Source organism: Clostridium sp. UBA7503, assembly GCF_002477055.1.
Taxonomy (GTDB): Bacteria; Bacillota; Clostridia; order Clostridiales; family Clostridiaceae; genus Clostridium_J; species Clostridium_J sulfidigenes.
Window position 1 is genome coordinate 96,469 of sequence record NZ_DLNT01000059.1, and the last position, 19,484, is coordinate 115,952.

Annotated in this window: 22 protein-coding genes and 1 riboswitch; of the genes, 16 read left to right on the forward strand and 6 right to left on the reverse strand. The window is 29.4% G+C overall.

The features are described 5' to 3' along the window. The first annotated feature begins 4 nt into the window (after positions 1-4). The 9 genes from B3630_RS17190 to B3630_RS17230 all read left to right on the forward strand — a co-directional run bounded on the left by B3630_RS17190 (position 5) and on the right by B3630_RS17230 (position 7,882). A complete protein-coding gene (locus B3630_RS17190) occupies positions 5-1,006 on the forward strand; it encodes a V-type ATP synthase subunit C (protein ID WP_346900304.1) in 1,002 nt (333 codons plus the stop codon). Continuing rightward, positions 999-1,316, forward strand: coding sequence for a V-type ATP synthase subunit F (locus tag B3630_RS17195; protein ID WP_414633025.1), 318 nt, complete (start codon positions 999-1,001; stop codon positions 1,314-1,316). The genes B3630_RS17190 and B3630_RS17195 overlap by 8 nt, the downstream gene beginning before the upstream one ends. A gap of 9 nt (positions 1,317-1,325) precedes the next feature. Beyond that, complete coding sequence (locus B3630_RS17200; RefSeq protein ID WP_346869466.1) at positions 1,326-3,101, forward strand: V-type ATP synthase subunit A; 1,776 nt, start codon at positions 1,326-1,328, stop codon at positions 3,099-3,101. Continuing rightward, positions 3,094-4,476, forward strand: a complete 1,383-nt coding sequence (locus B3630_RS17205; protein ID WP_035131359.1) for a V-type ATP synthase subunit B — start codon at positions 3,094-3,096, stop codon at positions 4,474-4,476. The genes B3630_RS17200 and B3630_RS17205 overlap by 8 nt, the downstream gene beginning before the upstream one ends. A 3-nt stretch (positions 4,477-4,479) precedes the next feature. Then, positions 4,480-5,148 carry a V-type ATP synthase subunit D gene (locus tag B3630_RS17210; RefSeq protein WP_346900308.1) on the forward strand — a complete coding sequence of 223 codons (669 nt, stop codon included), beginning with the start codon at positions 4,480-4,482 and terminating at the stop codon, positions 5,146-5,148. Positions 5,149-5,447: 299 nt separating this feature from the next. Further along, positions 5,448-5,810, forward strand: a complete 363-nt coding sequence (locus tag B3630_RS17215) for a GNAT family N-acetyltransferase (protein ID WP_346900310.1) — start codon at positions 5,448-5,450, stop codon at positions 5,808-5,810. A gap of 154 nt (positions 5,811-5,964) precedes the next feature. Further along, entirely contained in the window at positions 5,965-6,735 is a 771-nt protein-coding gene (locus B3630_RS17220) for an aminoglycoside adenylyltransferase domain-containing protein (protein ID WP_346900312.1), read from the forward strand. Beyond that, positions 6,735-7,322: a hypothetical protein gene (locus B3630_RS17225; RefSeq protein WP_346900314.1), complete on the forward strand. Its 588-nt coding sequence runs from the start codon at positions 6,735-6,737 to the stop codon at positions 7,320-7,322. The genes B3630_RS17220 and B3630_RS17225 overlap by 1 nt, the downstream gene beginning before the upstream one ends. Positions 7,323-7,366: 44 nt before the next feature. Beyond that, a complete protein-coding gene (locus B3630_RS17230) occupies positions 7,367-7,882 on the forward strand; it encodes a GNAT family N-acetyltransferase (RefSeq protein ID WP_346900316.1) in 516 nt (171 codons plus the stop codon). 49 nt (positions 7,883-7,931) lie between these two features. Here the strand turns inward: B3630_RS17230 and B3630_RS17235 are convergent, their stop codons facing one another. Together B3630_RS17235 and B3630_RS17240 are read right to left on the reverse strand one after the other, a co-directional pair. After that, positions 7,932-8,426 (reverse strand): metallophosphoesterase, encoded by a 495-nt coding sequence (locus B3630_RS17235; RefSeq protein WP_346900318.1) that lies wholly within the window; start codon positions 8,424-8,426, stop codon positions 7,932-7,934. A gap of 240 nt (positions 8,427-8,666) precedes the next feature. Then, positions 8,667-8,873 (reverse strand): DUF378 domain-containing protein, encoded by a 207-nt coding sequence (locus tag B3630_RS17240; protein ID WP_150845516.1) that lies wholly within the window; start codon positions 8,871-8,873, stop codon positions 8,667-8,669. A gap of 213 nt (positions 8,874-9,086) precedes the next feature. Between B3630_RS17240 and purB the strand changes: the two genes are divergently transcribed. Continuing rightward, on the forward strand, positions 9,087-10,517 hold the full coding sequence (gene purB, locus B3630_RS17245) for an adenylosuccinate lyase (protein WP_346900320.1): 1,431 nt from the start codon (positions 9,087-9,089) through the stop codon (positions 10,515-10,517). Between the two features lie 27 nt (positions 10,518-10,544). Here purB and B3630_RS17250 read toward each other — a convergent pair whose 3' ends face one another. After that, on the reverse strand, positions 10,545-11,231 hold the full coding sequence (locus B3630_RS17250) for a type II CAAX endopeptidase family protein (protein WP_346900322.1): 687 nt from the start codon (positions 11,229-11,231) through the stop codon (positions 10,545-10,547). A 141-nt stretch (positions 11,232-11,372) separates the two neighbouring features. Further along, positions 11,373-11,474, forward strand: a riboswitch (TPP riboswitch). Positions 11,475-11,568: 94 nt separating this feature from the next. On the opposite strand from B3630_RS17250, the gene thiW reads away from it, so the two are divergent. The 3 genes from thiW (at position 11,569) to B3630_RS17265 (ending at position 14,045) form a co-directional block, all read left to right on the forward strand. Further along, positions 11,569-12,072 carry an energy coupling factor transporter S component ThiW gene (gene thiW, locus B3630_RS17255; RefSeq protein WP_346900324.1) on the forward strand — a complete coding sequence of 168 codons (504 nt, stop codon included), beginning with the start codon at positions 11,569-11,571 and terminating at the stop codon, positions 12,070-12,072. 49 nt (positions 12,073-12,121) lie between these two features. Next, complete coding sequence (gene thiM / locus B3630_RS17260) at positions 12,122-12,955, forward strand: hydroxyethylthiazole kinase (protein ID WP_346900326.1); 834 nt, start codon at positions 12,122-12,124, stop codon at positions 12,953-12,955. Between the two features lie 91 nt (positions 12,956-13,046). Continuing rightward, a complete protein-coding gene (locus B3630_RS17265; protein WP_346869454.1) occupies positions 13,047-14,045 on the forward strand; it encodes a tyrosine recombinase XerC in 999 nt (332 codons plus the stop codon). 49 nt (positions 14,046-14,094) lie between these two features. Here the strand turns inward: B3630_RS17265 and B3630_RS17270 are convergent, their stop codons facing one another. Beyond that, positions 14,095-15,693, reverse strand: a complete 1,599-nt coding sequence (locus B3630_RS17270; protein WP_346900328.1) for an ABC-F family ATP-binding cassette domain-containing protein — start codon at positions 15,691-15,693, stop codon at positions 14,095-14,097. Positions 15,694-16,107: 414 nt separating this feature from the next. Beyond that, on the reverse strand, positions 16,108-16,527 hold the full coding sequence (locus tag B3630_RS17275; protein ID WP_346900330.1) for a hypothetical protein: 420 nt from the start codon (positions 16,525-16,527) through the stop codon (positions 16,108-16,110). A 180-nt stretch (positions 16,528-16,707) separates the two neighbouring features. On the opposite strand from B3630_RS17275, the gene B3630_RS17280 reads away from it, so the two are divergent. From B3630_RS17280 to B3630_RS17290, 3 genes are all read left to right on the forward strand, one after another. Beyond that, the gene (locus B3630_RS17280; RefSeq protein WP_346900332.1) at positions 16,708-17,199 is read left to right on the forward strand and encodes a YajQ family cyclic di-GMP-binding protein; all 492 of its coding nucleotides are present in this window, start codon (positions 16,708-16,710) and stop codon (positions 17,197-17,199) included. Between the two features lie 217 nt (positions 17,200-17,416). Then, on the forward strand, positions 17,417-17,665 hold the full coding sequence (locus tag B3630_RS17285) for an AbrB/MazE/SpoVT family DNA-binding domain-containing protein (protein ID WP_035135880.1): 249 nt from the start codon (positions 17,417-17,419) through the stop codon (positions 17,663-17,665). 185 nt (positions 17,666-17,850) lie between these two features. Next, the gene (locus B3630_RS17290; RefSeq protein WP_035135877.1) at positions 17,851-18,294 is read left to right on the forward strand and encodes a MarR family winged helix-turn-helix transcriptional regulator; all 444 of its coding nucleotides are present in this window, start codon (positions 17,851-17,853) and stop codon (positions 18,292-18,294) included. A gap of 52 nt (positions 18,295-18,346) precedes the next feature. Here B3630_RS17290 and B3630_RS17295 read toward each other — a convergent pair whose 3' ends face one another. Continuing rightward, positions 18,347-19,210 (reverse strand): hypothetical protein, encoded by an 864-nt coding sequence (locus tag B3630_RS17295; protein ID WP_346900334.1) that lies wholly within the window; start codon positions 19,208-19,210, stop codon positions 18,347-18,349. Positions 19,211-19,484: the final 274 nt, after the last annotated feature.

The window sequence follows — 19,484 nt, forward strand, 5'->3', positions numbered from 1 at the left end:
TTAAATGGACAGAATGGATTTTACCCATGCTGTAGCTCGATTAAGGGTAATGGAAAAAAAACTCCTTGATAAAAATAAAATTGAAAGATTATTAGATAGTGATGGTCCACAGGAAGTTTTAAAGATATTACAAGAAACTACTTATGGTGAACTTATTAATAATATAGATTCAGTTTACGATTATGAAAAAATCCTTAAGGAAGAGCTAGTGAATCTTTACAGCACTTTATATAAAATATCTCCTGTAAAAGAAATTATAGATATTATGAGTTTAAGATATGATTATCATAATATTAAAGTTTTATTAAAGGCAAAAGCCTTGGGCAAGGATTTATCTAATATTTTAATACCAATAGGAACAATTCCTTTAGAAATTCTAAAAAACTGTATATTATCTGATGAATTAAAATCCTTAGATAAACATATTGAAGAAGTTATCACTAAGGTAGAAAAAGAGTTTGAGGTTAATTCTGATCCTCAAGTAATAGACACTCTTTTAGATAAATACATGTTTGAAGGTATGATAGAAAAAGCAAGGAATATAAATGTTCAGTATATAACTAGATATGTAAATGAGTCCATAGATATTACTAATATAAAGACTATGCTTAGAGTTAAAAAGCAAAATAAAGATGGTAGATTCCTTGAAGGTGTATTAATACCTGGTGGAACTATACATCATAACTTTTTTATAGAAGGAATAAATGAATCCCTAGAAATCTTTACTAGTAAAATATCTAGAACCCCTTACTCAAAGGTACTACATACCATCTTAGAAGAATATATGGCTACAGGTAGCATTTCATCCCTAGATGTACTCTATGATAATTACATTATGGATCATGCAAGGGAAGCTAAAAGAGTTAACTTCGGACCAGAGCCTATCATTGCATATATAATTGCTAAAGAAACTGAAATAAAAATAATTAGAATTATTATGGTAGGAAAGATTAATAAGGTTGCTACTGAAGTTATCAGAGAAAGGTTGCGTGAACTATATGTATAAGATAGGTGTAGTTGGAGATAAAGATTCAATACTAGCATTTAAGGCCTTAGGAATTGATGTTTATCCAGCAGTTGAAGCTAAAGAGGCAAGAAAAATTGTAGATAAAATGGCTTTTGAAAATTATGCTGTAATATTTTTAACTGAGCAATTAGCTCAGCATTTAGAAGAAACTATTGAAAGGTATAATAAAAAGCTTATACCTGCAATTATACTTATACCAAGCAATCAAGGTACGCTAAATATTGGTAAACAAAAAATCAGCGATTATGTAGAAAAAGCTGTTGGAGTAAATATCTTATNNGAAAGGTAGGTAAAAAACTTGAAGAATGGTACTATTGTTAAAGTTTCAGGTCCATTAGTAGTTGCTAAGGACATGGATAATGCTAATATATTTGACGTTGTAAAAGTTGGTGAAAAGGGACTTATTGGTGAAATCATTGAAATGAGAGGCGATAAAGCTTCCATTCAGGTTTATGAGGAAACTTCTGGTATAGGACCTGGAGACCCAGTAATTACAACAGGAGAACCATTAAGTATAGAACTTGGACCAGGATTAATTGAAGCTATGTTTGATGGTATTCAAAGACCACTTAATGCTTTGCAGGAAGCCGCAAATTCTCATTTCCTTAAAAAAGGTGTTGCAGTAAAATCACTAAACAGAACAAAGGTTTGGGAATTTAATGCCACAGCAAAGGTAGGAGATGAGGTAGAAGCTGGAGATATTATTGGAACAGTACAAGAAACTGCCGTAGTTCTTCACAAAATAATGGTTCCTTATGGAGTAAAAGGAAAGATTAAAGAAATAAAATCAGGTAACTTTACTATAGTTGAAACTGTATGTATTGTTGAAACTGAAAAGGGTGATAAAGAGTTAACCCTACTGCAAAAATGGCCAGCTAGAAAAGGAAGACCTTATGCTAGTAAGTTAAAGCCTATAGAACCAATGGTAACAGGACAAAGAGTTGTAGATACATTTTTCCCAGTAGCTAAAGGTGGTGCTGCTGCGGTACCAGGGCCTTTCGGAGCTGGTAAAACAGTAGTTCAACACCAGATAGCTAAATGGGGAGATACAGAAATTGTTGTTTATGTTGGATGTGGTGAACGTGGTAATGAAATGACAGACGTTCTTAATGAATTCCCAGAACTTAAAGATCCTAAAACTGGTGAAAGCTTAATGAAGAGAACAGTACTTATTGCTAATACTTCAAATATGCCAGTTGCAGCCCGTGAAGCTTGTATCTATACTGGTATAACTATAGCAGAATACTTTAGAGATATGGGATACTCAGTTTCTATAATGGCAGACTCTACTTCAAGATGGGCTGAGGCTCTTAGAGAAATGTCCGGTAGACTTGAAGAGATGCCTGGTGATGAAGGATATCCAGCTTACTTAGGATCAAGACTTGCAGATTACTATGAAAGAGCTGGTAAGGTTGTATGTTTAGGAAAAGATGGTAGACAAGGAGCAGTTACTGCCATTGGAGCCGTATCTCCTCCAGGTGGAGACTTATCTGAACCAGTTACTCAATCTACTTTAAGAATAGTTAAAGTTTTCTGGGGACTAGATGCTCAATTAGCTTATAAACGTCACTTCCCTTCAATAAACTGGTTAAGTTCATACTCATTATACTTAGATAGTATAGGTGAGTGGATGGATAATGAAGTAGCATCAGATTGGTCTCAACTAAGGATTGAAGCTATGACACTACTACAAGAAGAAGCTAGCCTTGATGAAATTGTTAGATTAGTAGGTATAGATGCATTATCTGAAAAGGATAGATTAAAATTAGAAGTTGCAAAGTCTCTTAGAGAAGATTATTTACAACAAAATGCTTTCCATGAAATAGACACTTATGCTTCACTTGGAAAACAGCATAAAATGCTAAAATTAATTCTATTATTTAGAAAAGAAGCTGAACGTGCTTTAGAAGCTGGAGTTTATCTAAACAATATATTAAATTTACCTATTAGAGATAAAATTGCAAGAAGTAAATATATTGAAGAAAATAATATTGACACTATCAATAACATCGCTGAGGAATTAGTAGTAGAAATTAATAGATTAATTAGCGAAGGAGGGGTTCTAGATGCTTAAAGAATATAGAACGGTTACAGAAGTTGTAGGACCTTTGATGGTTGTTGAAGGTGTTGAAGGTGTTAAATATGATGAGTTAGTTGAAATAGAACTACAAACTGGAGAAAAGAGAAGAGGTAAAGTTCTAGAAGTTAATGGTTCTAAAGCAATGGTTCAACTTTTCGAAGGTTCATCTGGTATAAACTTAAAAGGTACTAAAGCTAAATTTCTAGGAAGACCTCTAGAACTTGGAGTATCTGAGGATATGTTAGGAAGAATATTTGATGGTATGGGAAATCCAAACGATGATGGTCCTAGTATAATAGCTGAAAAAAGAGTAGATATAAACGGTGAGCCAATTAACCCAGTATCAAGAGATTATCCATCTGAATTTATTCAAACTGGAATTTCTGCTATAGATGGGCTTAATACATTAGTTAGAGGTCAAAAACTACCTGTATTTTCAGGTTCAGGACTTCCACATGCACAATTAGCTGCTCAAATAGCACGTCAAGCTCAAGTTCTTAACTCAGATTCTAAGTTTGCCGTTGTATTTGGAGCTATAGGTATAACTTTTGAAGAAGCCCAATTCTTCGTAGATGAGTTTAAAAAGACTGGTGCTATAGATAAATCAGTACTATTCATGAACTTAGCTTCAGACCCAGCTATCGAGAGAATAGCTACACCTAGAATGGCTCTTACTACAGCTGAATATTTAGCTTATGAAAAAGGAATGCATGTACTTGTTATATTGACTGATATAACAAACTACGCAGAAGCTTTAAGAGAAGTATCAGCTGCTAGAAAGGAAGTTCCAGGTAGACGTGGATACCCAGGATATCTTTATACTGATCTATCTACACTTTATGAAAGAGCTGGAAGATTAAAAGGTATAGAAGGATCTATTACTCAAATTCCGATTCTTACAATGCCAGAGGATGATAAGACTCACCCAATTCCAGACTTAACTGGATATATAACAGAAGGACAAATTATTTTATCTAGAGAGTTATATCAAAAAGGTATAATGCCTCCAATAGATGTATTACCTTCACTATCAAGACTTAAAGATAAAGGAATAGGTAAGGGTAAAACTAGAGAAGACCATGCAGATACTATGAACCAATTATTTTCAGCATATGCACAAGGTAAGCAAGCAAAAGAATTATCAGCAATTCTAGGTGAATCTGCTCTTTCAGATGCAGATAAAAAATATGCTAAGTTTGCTGAGGCTTTTGAAAATGAATATGTTTCTCAAGGATTTAATACAAATAGAAGCATAGAAGAAACTTTATCTCTTGGATGGAAGCTTCTAACCATACTTCCTACTACAGAGCTTAAGAGAATTAGAGATGAATACCTTGAAAAGTATATGCCTAAGGGAGATGAGGCATAGCATATGGCAAGATTAAATGTCAATCCTACTAGAATGGAGCTATCTAAATTAAAGAAAAGATTAGCTACAGCAACTAGAGGGCATAAACTTCTTAAAGATAAACAAGATGAATTAATGAGAAGGTTCATAGATTTAATAAAATATAACAATAAGTTACGTGGTGAAGTTGAAGATAAGCTTCAAGGTGCCTTTAAGGATTTCCTCATGGCATCAGCAGCTATATCACCTGAGTTCTTAGAGGAAGCTATTTCTTATCCTAAGGAAAGCATATCTTTAGAGCTAGCAGAAAAAAACATAATGAGTGTAAATGTACCTGTTATGAACTTTGTACGTAAGCTAGAAGGTGATTCAGGTAGTATATATCCTTATGGATTTTACAGTACTTCCTCAGAACTTGATAATTCTATAGAACAGCTTTATTTAATTCTTCCTAAGCTTCTAGANNTTCTAGAACTTGCCGAAGTAGAAAAGTCTTGTCAGCTTATGGCTGATGAGATTGAGAAGACAAGAAGAAGGGTAAACGCTCTAGAATATATGACAATTCCTCAACTTCAAGAAACAATTAAATATATTAAAATGAAGTTGGATGAAAATGAAAGAGGTGCTTTAAGCCGTCTAATGAAGGTTAAAGATATGATGGAAAAGGCACAGGCTGCAGCTGAGCAGATGTAAAAGAGGTAACCTCCGGGTTACCTCTTATTTTAATATTTGTTTACTTAAATTCACTCACATAAAAATTTGTTAGCCTGACTAAGTTTAATCTCCTTAATTAACTTTTATTAATATACCTAAAGGCTTTTTCAAAAAATCACACCCTCTATGAAAATAATTAAATTCAAAATATATGAATATTATACACTAATCTCAATATTGAAATTATAAATTTATGAATTATATTTATATAAATGGTATAATATAACTACCATTTTAAAATGCATCTAATAAAAAATATGATTAAAAGGGAATATGTTATGAATATTATTAAATGCCAAAAACAAGATCTATCAAGTATATTTAATATAATTTCTAAGTGTAAAACTCATATGGAAAGTCATAACATCTATCAATGGAATGAATTTTATCCAAGCTTAGATATTATAGAAACTAATATTATTAGTGGTAATTGCTATTTACTAAGAGACAAGGGACTATCTATAGGATATTTTGTAATAGATGAGGAACAACCATCAGAGTACAATAACATAAATTGGATTACTCAAGATGAAAAGGTATTGGTTATTAATTTTCAAAAAATCACTCATAGGTTATCTGTACTTCCTGAGTACCAAGGTAGAGGAATTGCAAAGAAAATATTAAAAAGGAGTACAGTTTAATTATAAAAGAATGTTTAAGACTTAGGAAGAGAAATTCTGATTCATCCTTTTACAATTGAACATTTGAAAGAGAATACTCAGTTAAAAACTTCATAAAATTTATAATAGAATTCTGTAATGAAAAGTATAAGTTATAGAAAAGGAGTGATATAAAATGCAAAATATAAAAACCATATTAGATATTATAGTGGAAAGCTATAAAACCATATTAAAGGATAACCTAATAGGAATCTATATTCATGGTTCTTTAGCTATGGATTGTTTTAACCCTGATATAAGTGATATAGATTTTTTAGTAGTAGTAAAAGAAAACATAAATGCCAATGATAAAAGAAAGCTTGTAGATATTTTATTAGAACTATCTAAAGATGGACCAGGAAAAGGTTTGGAAATGAGTGTGCTTTTAGAAAAGGATGTTAAGAACTTTAAGCATCCAACACAATATATACTTCACTATTCTAATGCATATAAAGCAACTTATGAAGCTAATCATAGCTATTTATGTGAAGATGGAGAAGATCCAGATTTAGCTGCTCATATTACAATAACAAGAGCTAGAGGGATTTGTATATATGGTAGCTCCATAGAAGATATATTTTCACCTGTACCAAGAAAAGACTATTTAAAATCAATTTATTTTGACATAGCAAATTCTAGAGAAGAAATTATAAAGTTGCCTATGTATACTATTCTTAATCTTTGTAGAGTTTTATATTATCTTAAAGAAGACGTTATTTGTTCAAAAAAAGAGGGTGGACAATGGGCATGCTCTAATCTTCCGAAGGAGTATATAAAGACTGTGGAAAAAGCTTTAAACTGCTATGAAAAAGGAGAAGAAGCTGATTTTAACGAAAAATATCTAGTTAATTTTGCAGATTTTATTATGAACAATATAGATAACTATATTAATAGTGAGGTGAAATAATGAATTATTTAAGTCATGCTATAGAATTACACAAAGAAGCTGAAGATATAATTTATAAAGAAGGTATTGACTCTATTCTAAAGAAATATGGACAAGTTAATTATACTGGTAGTTATAAGTTTAATTTAATGGCATGGGAAGATATTGATATGAACATGATAATGAATGGAGAAGAATTTTCTTTAGATAATTTCTTTAAAATGGGGAGTGAACTTGCAAAGATAAAGAACATTAAACTAATGAAATTTCAAGACTTTGTTAATTACCCTAAGAAAGGACTTCCAAAGGGATTTTATTGGGGAATCCAATATGAAAGTAAGATCACCGATAAAACTTGGAAAATGGATTTGTGGATTGTAGATAAAGAAAGTTTTGAATTTAATAAAAACTATGTCTCTAAAGTAATTAAAAATTTAAATGAAGAAAACAGGAGCTTAATCTTAAATATAAAAAACTCCATTATAAGTGAAGAAGGAAAAACTCCATTTACCAGTGGATATTATATTTATGAGGCAATATTATTCAAAGGATTAAAAGACAAAGAACGTATAATTAATTATTTAAAAGAAAAGGACATTAAAATATAGATTAAAGATTTAATAAATATATAATATGACAAGGAGTGAAATAGTTGTTTGAATTAGTTAAACCCACATTATCTATGGAGAAAGAATATGTAGAATATATTACTGAATGGGAAGCTACTGAAGAGAAGATTGTTCCAAATGCAGCTAAACGAGATAGCATGAGTTTCAAAGAGTTAGTAACTAAGTGGAAAGAATATGAGTCAGAAAGGATGTATGAGAAAGGACTAGTACCTTCTTCCATATATTTTTTAATGGATGAAGACAAAAAAATTTATGGTGCTATAGATATTAGACATGAGCTAAATGATTACTTATTACAGTATGGAGGACATATTGGATATGGAATAAGACCTTCTCAGCGGAGAAAAGGTTATGCTTCTCAAATGTTAACTCTAGCACTACCTATAGTAAAAGAATTAGGTATAAGTAAAGCCTTAATTACTTGTGATAAAAATAATACAGGTTCAGCTAAAACTATTATGAATAATGGTGGAATTTTAGAAAATGAAGTTATAAATGGAGATGAAATAACTCAAAGATATTGGATAGAATATAAGTAAAAAGTTCATATACAAATAAAAAACCATCTACGAAAAGATAGCTTTTATTTTATACTTCTACAGCCTTTAATTCAGCTGCAACTATAGCTCCCTCATCATCAATTTCTATGAAGCCTATATATTTACCCTTAGTCCATGGAGAAGGCTTAGGGATACTGCCAGGATTCATAAATATAATATTTCTATATTCTTCTTTAATGGGTATATGGGTATGACCAAAGAGTACCACATCTGCACCAATGCTCTCTGCTTTTATAACTATACTATTCATGGTACTTTTAACATTATATAAATCTCCATGAGTAAAGAAAATTTTTAGTCCATTAATAGTAATAGTATCTTCTTTAGGATATGTATTAGAAAAATCACAGTTTCCAGCCACTGCATATATTTCACCTTTAAAAGTTTTTTCTAAGAGTTTTACGTCTTCTATGCAATCTCCTAGATGAATAACTATATCAGATTTTAAATTATTTATATATTTTGAAGCTACTTTTAAAGCTCTTTCATTATGATGAGTATCACCAATAAAAGCAATTTTCATGTTATCCCTCCAATAAGTATATATTTCCGTAAAATATTATACCATTATTCTTTGGTATAGAGGATAAATGAGTCTATTTTATTCTAATATTCTAATGACACATCCTCTAAGATCTCCATGAACAGTACAACTATTTAACTATTTATATTTTTTCATAGTTTAATAGTTTCCTACATAAAAATAGAAATAGTTCCATATATAAATATTTACATATAGAACTATTTCTTAATATTAAAGCTACTATTTTTTATTGAGACAATATAAAAATCTAATCATATTTATGCCTGCTAGTCCTACTAATATATATATTGCTCTAACTAGCATATCTGAAAAGCTAAAGATGAAATGAACAAGATCAAAATTGAAGAGTCCAAATATTCCCCAATTAATTGCGCCTATAATAACAAGTACAAATGATATTTTGTCTAATAAACTAATTTTGCACATAAAAACTTCCCCCCCATTTTTATTATATTATGATATGTTTAAATCCATTAATATATTTTATGTTTAATATATATGATATATTTGGATAAAATAGAACAATGAGAATAACCTATTATTATAAATAACACGAATTTTAATTGGACTTATATTTATATAATATGTTATAATAGTGAATGATATTAGATAAAAAAACATTTTTGTACGGAGGTTACTATGAGATATACATATAATTCACCATTAAATTCTAGATATGCATCTAAGGAAATGAGCTATATTTTTTCTGAGGAGATGAAATTTAAAACTTGGAGAAAACTTTGGGTTGCATTAGCCGAGGGAGAGCAAGAATTAGGATTAAATATTACTGATGAACAAATAAAAGAGCTTAGAGACAATATTGAAAACATTGACTATGAATTAGCTGCTGCTAGAGAAAAAGAAGTTAGACATGATGTAATGAGTCATGTATATGCTTATGGAGTTGTAGCTCCATCAGCTAAAGGAATAATACATCTAGGAGCTACTAGCTGTTATGTAGGCGACAATACGGACCTACTTATTATGAGAGATGCTCTTATATTAATTAGAAAAAAAGTAATAAATGTGTTAGATCAACTAAGCAAGTTTGCTTTAAAATATAAAGACGTTCCAACTCTTGGATTTACACATCTTCAACCGGCTCAGCTTACAACTGTAGGAAAGAGAGCTACTCTTTGGATGCAAGAGTTATTAATGGATTTAGAAAACCTTGATTTTGCAATAGATAAAATGAAATTTAGAGGAGTTAAGGGAACAACAGGAACTCAAGCTAGCTTTATGTCTTTATTTAATAATGATGAAGAAAAAGTTAAAGAACTTGATAAAATTGTATGTAAAAAAATGGGCTTTGAAAAAGCATATCCTGTTACTGGCCAAACTTACTCCAGAAAATTAGATTCTATAATATTAAATACATTATCTGAAGTAGCACAAAGTGCATACAAATTTAGTAATGATATGAGACTTCTTCAAAACATGAAGGAAATGGAAGAACCTTTTGAAAAGCATCAGATAGGATCTTCAGCTATGGCATATAAGAGAAATCCTATGAGAAGTGAAAGAATTAGTGCACTTTCAAGATATATAATTGTAAACTCTCTTAACCCGGCAATTACTGCTGCAACTCAATGGTTTGAGAGAACACTAGATGATTCTGCTAATAAACGTATATCCGTTGCAGAAGCTTTCTTAGCTCTTGATGGAGTACTTAACCTGTATATAAACATAACTTCTAATATGGTTGTATATGAAAAGGTAATAGCTGCACATGTTAATAGTGAGTTACCATTTATGGCTACAGAAAATATTATGATGGAAGCTGTTAAGCGTGGAGGGGATAGACAAGAACTTCATGAAAAAATAAGAGTACATTCTTTAGCTGCTGCAAGACAAGTAAAAGAATTTGGAGAAAAGAATGATTTAATAGAAAGAATATTAGCTGATGAATCCTTTGGATTATCAAAAGAAGAAATTCTATCTATAATAGATCCAAGTAAGTTCACTGGAAGATCTAGTGGTCAGGTAGTAGATTTTATAGACGAATATATAAACCCAATATTAGAAGCTCATAAAAATGAATTAGGTGAACAAGTAGAAATAAACGTATAATAAAATAAGCTGGAATGCTAATGCATTTCAGCTTATTTTTATGATGCCAAAGAGGATAAATCCCACAGTGTTTATAGCTAAATTAGCGGACATATGAACTATCCATGAGACATAAATATTATTAAACCTTTCATTAAGGTAATTAAAAAGAAGTCCAGCTATAAATAGTGAAACTATAAGCAAAATGAACAGTGGGGGAGTAAACCAATTATTCATAATAGCCACATGATAAATTGCAAAGGCCAAAGCACTAAAAATATAAGCAGCTTTTCTTGAACTTACCTGTTTTAAAGATAAGAAGGAAAAACCACGGAAGAAAAACTCTTCCAAAAGGGAGTTAACTGATGTAATATATAGTGCTACAAATAAAAAGTTTTCTTTAGTTACTCCTAAATTATTCTCTAAATTAGTAGTGACCATAGAAAAATCAAAAAATGGACCTAGAATAAAATAAGCTCCTAGTATAAATGCATATACAACTATACCAAATATAAGTGCAAAAAATATGCTTTTTTTACTTCCTTTAAAAAGTGCTTTAAAGGAAATAGCTCTCTCTTTTATACATACAACTAAGGGCAATAGTAAAAAGATACATATTTTTATTAAAGACTTTGTAAAATAGTTAGGTACAATTAAAATTTCCACTAAGGCCATGATAATACAACCTAATATTACTACTAAAATAATAGATAGAGTGGCTTGTTTATTTTCCATATATCATCCTCCTTAAAAATTTTATGTATATGGCTTTAAATAATGACTCAAGGCTTTAAAATAATTATAGCATATTATTTTTCTAAAATAGCAAGTATATCCTTAATTGACTATAGTAATTCATTATGATAATATTTAGTTAACTTAATACTTGGGAGCTTGTGTACAGGCTGAGAGGGAGTGTAAACTTCGACCGTACCTGATTTGGATAATGCCAACGTAGGAAGTAGATTTATATAATTATAGGTATACCACTTAGTTGGTATGCCTTTTATTTTTGTGCATATAGGGGAGGGCAAGTAATTTAAAAATATTGATTTTGAGGGGATGATATGTAATGTTAAAAACTAAAAAACTAACTTTAGCTGGAATTTTCATAGCCATGGGAGTTATTTTATCTACAGTTATAGTTATACCAGTAGGTATTGCAAAATGCGCTCCAGTTCAACATTTGATAAATGTTTTATCAGCTGTTATTTTAGGTCCTTTTTATGGAGTAGCTATAGCTTTCCTTACTTCCACAATTAGGGTGCTTATTGGTACAGGTACCTTCCTAGCTTTTCCTGGAAGTATGTGTGGAGCTCTTTTAGCTGGAATCCTATATAAATATAATAAAAAAATAACTATGGCATCCATAGGAGAAATCTTCGGTACAGGGGCGATAGGAGCTTTAATAGCCTATCCGGTAGCAAAGTTCATCCTATCAAAGGAAGCCGCGCTATGGGGCTTTGTGGTGCCATTTAGCGTAAGCTCTATTGGTGGCACACTAATTGCTATACTATTTTTAATAGCTCTTAAAAAAACAGGAGTATTAGATAAAGTTTCTAATGAAGGTAATTAGAGCTTAACATCTTAGTATTTTAAAATAGATCTTAAGGAGAGGATATAAAATGATTAAAGATATTTTAGATTCAGCAAGAAAAACCAACCCACTTGTGCACAATATAACTAATTATGTAGCAGCTAATGATTGTGCTAATATAACTTTAGCTTGTGGTGGTTCTCCTATTATGTCAGATGATCCAGAGGAAGTAGAGGAGATAACCACCTTATGTAATGCTTTAGTAATGAATTTAGGCACTTTAAATCCAAGAAAGTTAGAAGCTATGATTAAGGCAGGGAGGAGAGCTAATAAATTAAAGCATCCTGTAATATTGGATCCTGTGGGTATTGGTGCATCATCCTTTAGACAACAGGCTGTAAAGGAACTTTTAAACACTGTAGATTTTCAAGTTATAAAGGGTAATATATCTGAAATAAAAACTATAGGAAAGAAAAAAACTATATGTAAGGGTGTAGATGCCAGTGAAATTGAGTCTATAACGGAAGATAATATAGAAGGTGCAATTACTCTAGCTACTGAGCTTTCTAAGGATCTAGGGGCAATTATAGCCATTACAGGGGCTATAGATATAGTTGCAGATAAAGATTTAGTATATATTATTAGAAATGGGCATCCATCTATGAGAAATGTCACTGGAACAGGATGTATGCTTTCATCAATCATAGGCGTTTTAGTCGGTGCTAATCCTCATAAAATCTTTGATTCAACGGTAACTGCTTTTTGTATTATGGGAGTATGTGGTGAACTTGCTTATAGCAAGATAGTAGAAAAGTTTCAGGGAAGTGGATCTTTAAAAATACATTTGATTGATTCTGTGAGTAATATGGATTATAAAATTCTAGAAGAAAAAATTAAAATAGAAAAGTTTTTTAAAAATTAAAGGATTTTTACCTCTCTTCATAGAATAATTAATGTCGTGAAATGTAAGTTTCGCGACATTGTGCTATAAAAATTAAAGGGGAATGGATTTTATGGATTCTAAATTAAATTATATGCAAGATAATTCTCTACCAAAAATACTAAAGGATTATTTAAGTTACCTTTCTTCTGTTAAAGGTGTTTCTAGCAATACTTTAGTTGCCTACGCTTATGATCTAACTTTATTCTTTAAATTTCTTAAAGTACATAATAATGAAGTAACTTTATCACAGGATGTAATCTTTGAAAGTATTCCTATTGATAACATCTCTTCTGATTATCTTAAAAATTTAGAATTGGTTGATTTTTACACCTATCTATCCTTTTTAGAGAATATGAGAGAAAATGGAACCTATGCAAAGGCAAGAAAAGTTGCCTCTCTAAAGTCCTTTTTTCACTATTTATGTTCTAAAGCTAAAATTATACCTACAGACCCTACTTTAGACTTAGAAAGTCCTAAAATAGGAAAGCGCTCCCCCATTTACTTAACTTTAGATGAAAGTAGAGACTTATTAGCTGTAGCTAATAATAGAGATAAAAATTCACCTAGGGATTTATGTATAATTACCCTATTCTTAAATTGTGGTGTGAGACTTTCAGAGCTTTGCAGCATCAATATTGCCAATATTAAAGGTGATACCCTTACTGTCATTGGTAAAGGAAATAAAGAAAGGACTATATATCTTAATAAAGCGTCAATTAAGGCTATAAATAAGTATCTTGTTGTAAGAAATGATATTGCAGATAAAGTTCATAGTGAGGATAGAGAGGCACTATTTATAAGTGGAAAGTATAGAAGAATTAATAAGCGCACTGTAGAAAGAATAATAAAAAAATATGTAGGCGCAGCAGGTCTTGATACTGATAAATACACACCTCATAAGTTAAGGCATACCTCTGCAACATTACTTCATAAACACGGTGGTGTAGATGTTAAAACTCTCCAAGAGATATTAGGTCATGAAAATGTAAGTACTACTCAAATATATGTTCATGTTGATGATGAAACCCTAAGAGAGGCAATTAACACTCATCCCTTAGGAGATGAGTAATAAAGAAGGATAGCAGCTATCAAATCTATGGCTGCTATCCTTCTTTTTATTACTTTTTATATTTTATATCTCTCAATTCATATATACGCCTACTAATACTCAAAAATTCTTTTTCATAATTTAACTTAGAATCCTTTTCCAATGAAGGATCATCTAGTAAACCACTTAGCTGAGAAAGTCGACACTGAAGCATTAATATTTCATCTTTATTAACCTTTGATTTACTATTTCTAGTCTTATTACAAGTGAAAAACTCAATTATCTCAGTATTATTTCCAGTAAAATTAATAATTTTGTTATTTTCTATTTTTAGAATTCTATTACATACTGTAGAAATTAAATGTCTATCATGGGAAACTACCAAAGCTGTTCCAGAATAACTTTTTAAAAGTAAACTTACACTTTCTTTAGATAAGATATCCATATAATTAGTTGGCTCATCAAGAATTATTAAATCAGGATTTTCAATGATTATTTTAGTAAATATTACTCTGCATTTTTCTCCCATACTTAAGTTTTTAATTAATGTATTTACTCTATCCCCTTTTATAAATACACTTCCCAAATATAACCGAATTATATTTTCAGTTTCATTGGTGGTTAATAAATACTCTAATATAGTTATTTCTTCATTTACTACTTCTAGATATTGAGATAAACTGCTAATTTTTATATTTGGGTTTAAATAAACATCACCAATGTAATTCTTATCTTCACCTAGAAGAATATTTAATAATGTAGTCTTCCCACTACCATTATTACCAATGATGCCGACTTTATCTCCACCATTTATAGTAAAATTTCCATCTTTAAATAATAATTTCTTATCAAAGGATTTACTAAGATTTTCAACTCTTATGGCTGTTTTAAAACTATTATTATTATTAAGTATAAGTTTAATTGAAGAATTATCCTTTATTATTTCAACTCCATTTTCTTTTAATTTTTCTAACTTCTTTTCTTTTGATCTCATTATAGAAACATGCTTTTTACTTAATGCTCTTAAATGGTCATTAGTACCCGCCATTTTGTGTGCTTTGTTAAACCATTGTTTTCTTTGACTAATATTTTCTTTCAAAGCCCTTATTTCCTGTTGTTGTTTGTTATACAAATTTTCATTAGTTATTTTTTCCATCAACAGTTGTTTTTCATAAGAAGAATAATTACCTTCATAGATTTTTATTCCGTTATTGCTTAAAACAAAGGTCTTATTTGTAACTTCATCTAAAAAAAACCTATCGTGACTTATTATAATCATAGGTTTATTTATAGAATTTATAAGTCTTTCTAACCATTGAACACCGCTTAAATCTAAATGATTTGTAGGCTCATCTAGTATAAACAAATCATAGTTACTATGAAATATATTAAGAATTTCCTTTTTAGTAGCTTCACCACCACTTAAAAAAGTATTATTACATAAGTTTTCATCTATAATTCCGATGAGAATATCTGAAGGAATATAATTGACACTTCCTTCATCGTAGGATATCTCCTTAGTTATTATTTGTTTTAAGGTACTTTTACCTACGCCATTTTCTCCTACAAGACCTATCTTAAAATTATCTCCTATTTCAAAACTTATATTTTTTAAAATTGTGCGATTTTGAAAGGATTTAGAAATATTTTTTATAATTATCTTACCCATTTATAACACTCCTTTTAATAAAGTCTATCAAAAGGCAATGGTGGTACTTCAATTTTAAGAAATAAAAAGGTTTTAATCACAATAAGCAATTAAAACCAAACTTACAACTCTATTATTAATTCATATAATATAGACTGGTTAATGGTAAATAGAAACTATTAAGTAAACTATAGTTACATACCTTTACTTACCAAAACAGTCTTATACTTATTATATGATTAGAATTAAAAGAATAGATTACCACTGCCTAATTAATTGCATAACAAAAATATAAAATTATATTAAAATTGTAATAAATATTTATTTATTTTGTTATGCCTATAAAATTAATTAAGAATAGTAATGCTCATTCTTTTGTACCTCCGTAGCAATATATTATAAAACTATTATATCATATACAATAGTTTTGTGTAGCTATCTTTTATTATTTACTATATATAAACCTGGATATTCTTCATGTAGTAGTCCATCCGTACCCGTTTCTTCCATAAGTTCATCCATGCCTTCTATATCAGATATATAATCCCAATTAGATTCATCATCGAGAGCATCTATATATGGTATTTCATCTTCTTCTAATGGTACTACACCTTCTTCAAAGCTATTCTCTTCTTCAATTATATCAAAATCACTAAAGTCTTCCAAATTAATTTTTATTTCTTCCTCTTTGTTTTTTTCAAATACCTCATCTATTTTTACTGCCTTAACATCATATCCTTCAATCTCTAGACATTTACCACAGTTATCACAGATCTTATCCCTATTATATTCACATATATTACACTCTCCACAATCATTGCATACCTTCTTTTCATCAAAAATACAGTATTTCATTATCATCACTTCCTGTTTTATCTTTATTAAATCATTAGACTATTTTAACAAAACTATTGAAAAACATCAACTAAAAATAAATCTAATTTTTTTAAAATTTATATAGACATTTTTGAATATATAAATTATTATATATTTATATGTTTTTTACATATAGATTATTTTAAGGAGGTTCTAAGTATGGCAAGTTCATATTCCTTTGATGTGGTTTCTGAAATTAATATGCAAGAAGTTGATAATGCTATTAATCAAGCCTTAAAGGAAATTAAACAAAGATATGACTTTAAAGGTACTAAGACAGAAATAACTTTACTAAAAGATGAAGTTAAGCTCATATCTGACGATGAGTTTAAGTTAGATACTGTAATCGATATACTCAAGGGAAAATTCATTAAAAGAGGCGTCTCTTCCAAAGCTCTTGAGATTGGTAAAATTGATTCAGGTTCTCTAGGTACAGCTAAAGTTACTTGTAAATTAGTAAAAGGTATCTCTACTGAGAAAGCTAAGGCTATGGTGGCAGATATCAAGGCTAGTAAAATAAAAGTTCAGCCTCAAATTATGGATGATCAATTAAGGATATCTGGAAAGAATAAGGATGATTTACAAGAAACAATGCAGCTCTTAAAATCTAAAGACTATGGTATAGATGTACAATTTACTAACTATAGGTAGGCTTTACATTTGTAAAATATGACAAATGCAAAAAATCTCTGTTAAAATTTAAAAGAATAAGTTATAATAGATATATATTAACTATTAATGTATAATTTAATGAGAATTGGATAATTTAATAATGTATACAAATTACAATAATTATATATAATAGTTATATATAATCCCACTTATACTTATGAAAAAATAAATAACAAACATTTAGGAGGAAAATATTATGAAATCAACAGGTATAGTAAGAAAAGTAGACGAATTAGGAAGAATAGTAATTCCAATAGAGTTAAGAAGAACTTTAGACATCGAGATAAAAGATGCTTTAGAAATTTATGTAGATAGAGATCAAATCATATTAAAAAAATATGAGCCAGCATGTTTATTCTGTGGTAATGCTAGAGACGTTAAAAACTACAAAGGTAAAAATATTTGTGAAGAATGTCTTGATAGTATTGCTAAAATGCAAGAATAATATATTCTTACATAACTAATTTAAAAATATCAAAACAGCATTTTGATTTTAATTCAAGATGCTGTTTTTTATTGAATTTTATCATTGAATTGTAATTAATTGACTATATTCAAAAAAAAGTGTATAATAGCACAGAAGTATAATAAACTTTAATGTTTTTTATAATATAAATTAGGAGTGATTTTTTGAAAATTTATGAAGATCCGCAAATAGAAAAAATAGAGAAACTATTAAGAAGAGTATGCTTTTATATAAAGAAAAAAGGAAGAACTATATTAGAAGATTATGATATTACTCCTGCACAATTTGAAGCTTTACAGATTATAGTAAATCATAAAGAAGTAACCATTAGTGAACTTAGCAATAAACTGTATCAAGCCCCTAGCACCATCACTGATTTAGTTGATAGAATGGAAAGTAAGGATCTTGTCAAGAGGGTTAGAGATTCAAAAGATAGACGAATAGTTAGAATAGAAGGTTTAGAAAAGGGACATAACATATTAGAAGCGGTAATTATGGAAAGATGTAAATTTCTCGATTATTCCTTAGAAAACGTTTCTAAAGAAGACAAAGATAGTTTTACTGAATATTTAGATATACTAGAACATGCTTATACAGAAGGTAAATAGTATAAAAAATGCTGAAGTANNTACTTCAGCATTTTTTATACTGTTTTTTATACTATTTATTGTTATTTATATCATCTCTTATTTTCAGTAGTAATTGTTCTTTATCATCCATCAATTTAGAAATTTTATCATCATAATGAGATTTCATAGACCAAATTTCTTTTCTGTACTCTTCCTCTTTTTTCAGCACTTCTTTTTGCATAGAAATCCTTATTTCATCATTTTTTAATATTAATTCTCTGCTAAACCCCTCTGTGATCTGCTTAATATTATTTTCATAAGAACTCTTCATATCCTGAATTTCATCTTCTAATGCAATGCTACGATTTAATTCCTCATTTAATTTATTAGTAAGGCTTTCCTCTTCTCTCTCTAATTTTTTTAAGTTTTCTTCCATGTTTCGGTTTATTACTCTTAAACTTTCTACTTCATTTTTATAGGCAGTTAACTCATTTACTTTATCCTTTAACATGAGGTTAAGCTCTTTATATCCCCTGATATCTTCTCTCTCTTTTTCTAAAAGATCTTTATATTCTTTTAATGAATCTTTCAGTTCTTTATTATGAGACTTTAAATCTTCTAATTCTTTTTTTACACTTTCTATATTCCCTTTTAATTTTTCACTTTTATTAGTCTCTTCCTCTAAAGTTCCTTTAAAACTATTAATAACTTCCGAGTTCTTAATCTTGCTTTTTTCTATCATATTTATGTATATATCTACAATTCTTTTTATTATGCTCTGTAGCTCTTCTACATCACTTTTAATAAAGTCTGTACACGTTGTAGCTTTGTTTAGTTCGTAGTTCCTTATTATAAGATCCATGAATTCTTTATTATTTATCCCCTCTACCTCAGCTAAATTTTGAAATTTCTCTTTTAGTTCCTCGCTTATCCTTACACTTAAAATTGAATCCATTAATTACACATCCTTTAAATCTATAAAATTACACCTTTATTTAAGTATACATCATTATACATTTGTAAACAAGCGTTTTCAACCACGTTTACACTATGTATACATTATGTAAACATATTTTTATCACAAATTATCATTATAGTCATTCAATATAACTAACATTATATTGAATGACTACTATATTGAAATAATTAAGTAATAATAAAAGAGGAGGTAAATAAGAAAATGTGTATACGTAGCTAAAATAAACACTTCAAAAAGATGTAGCAGTGTA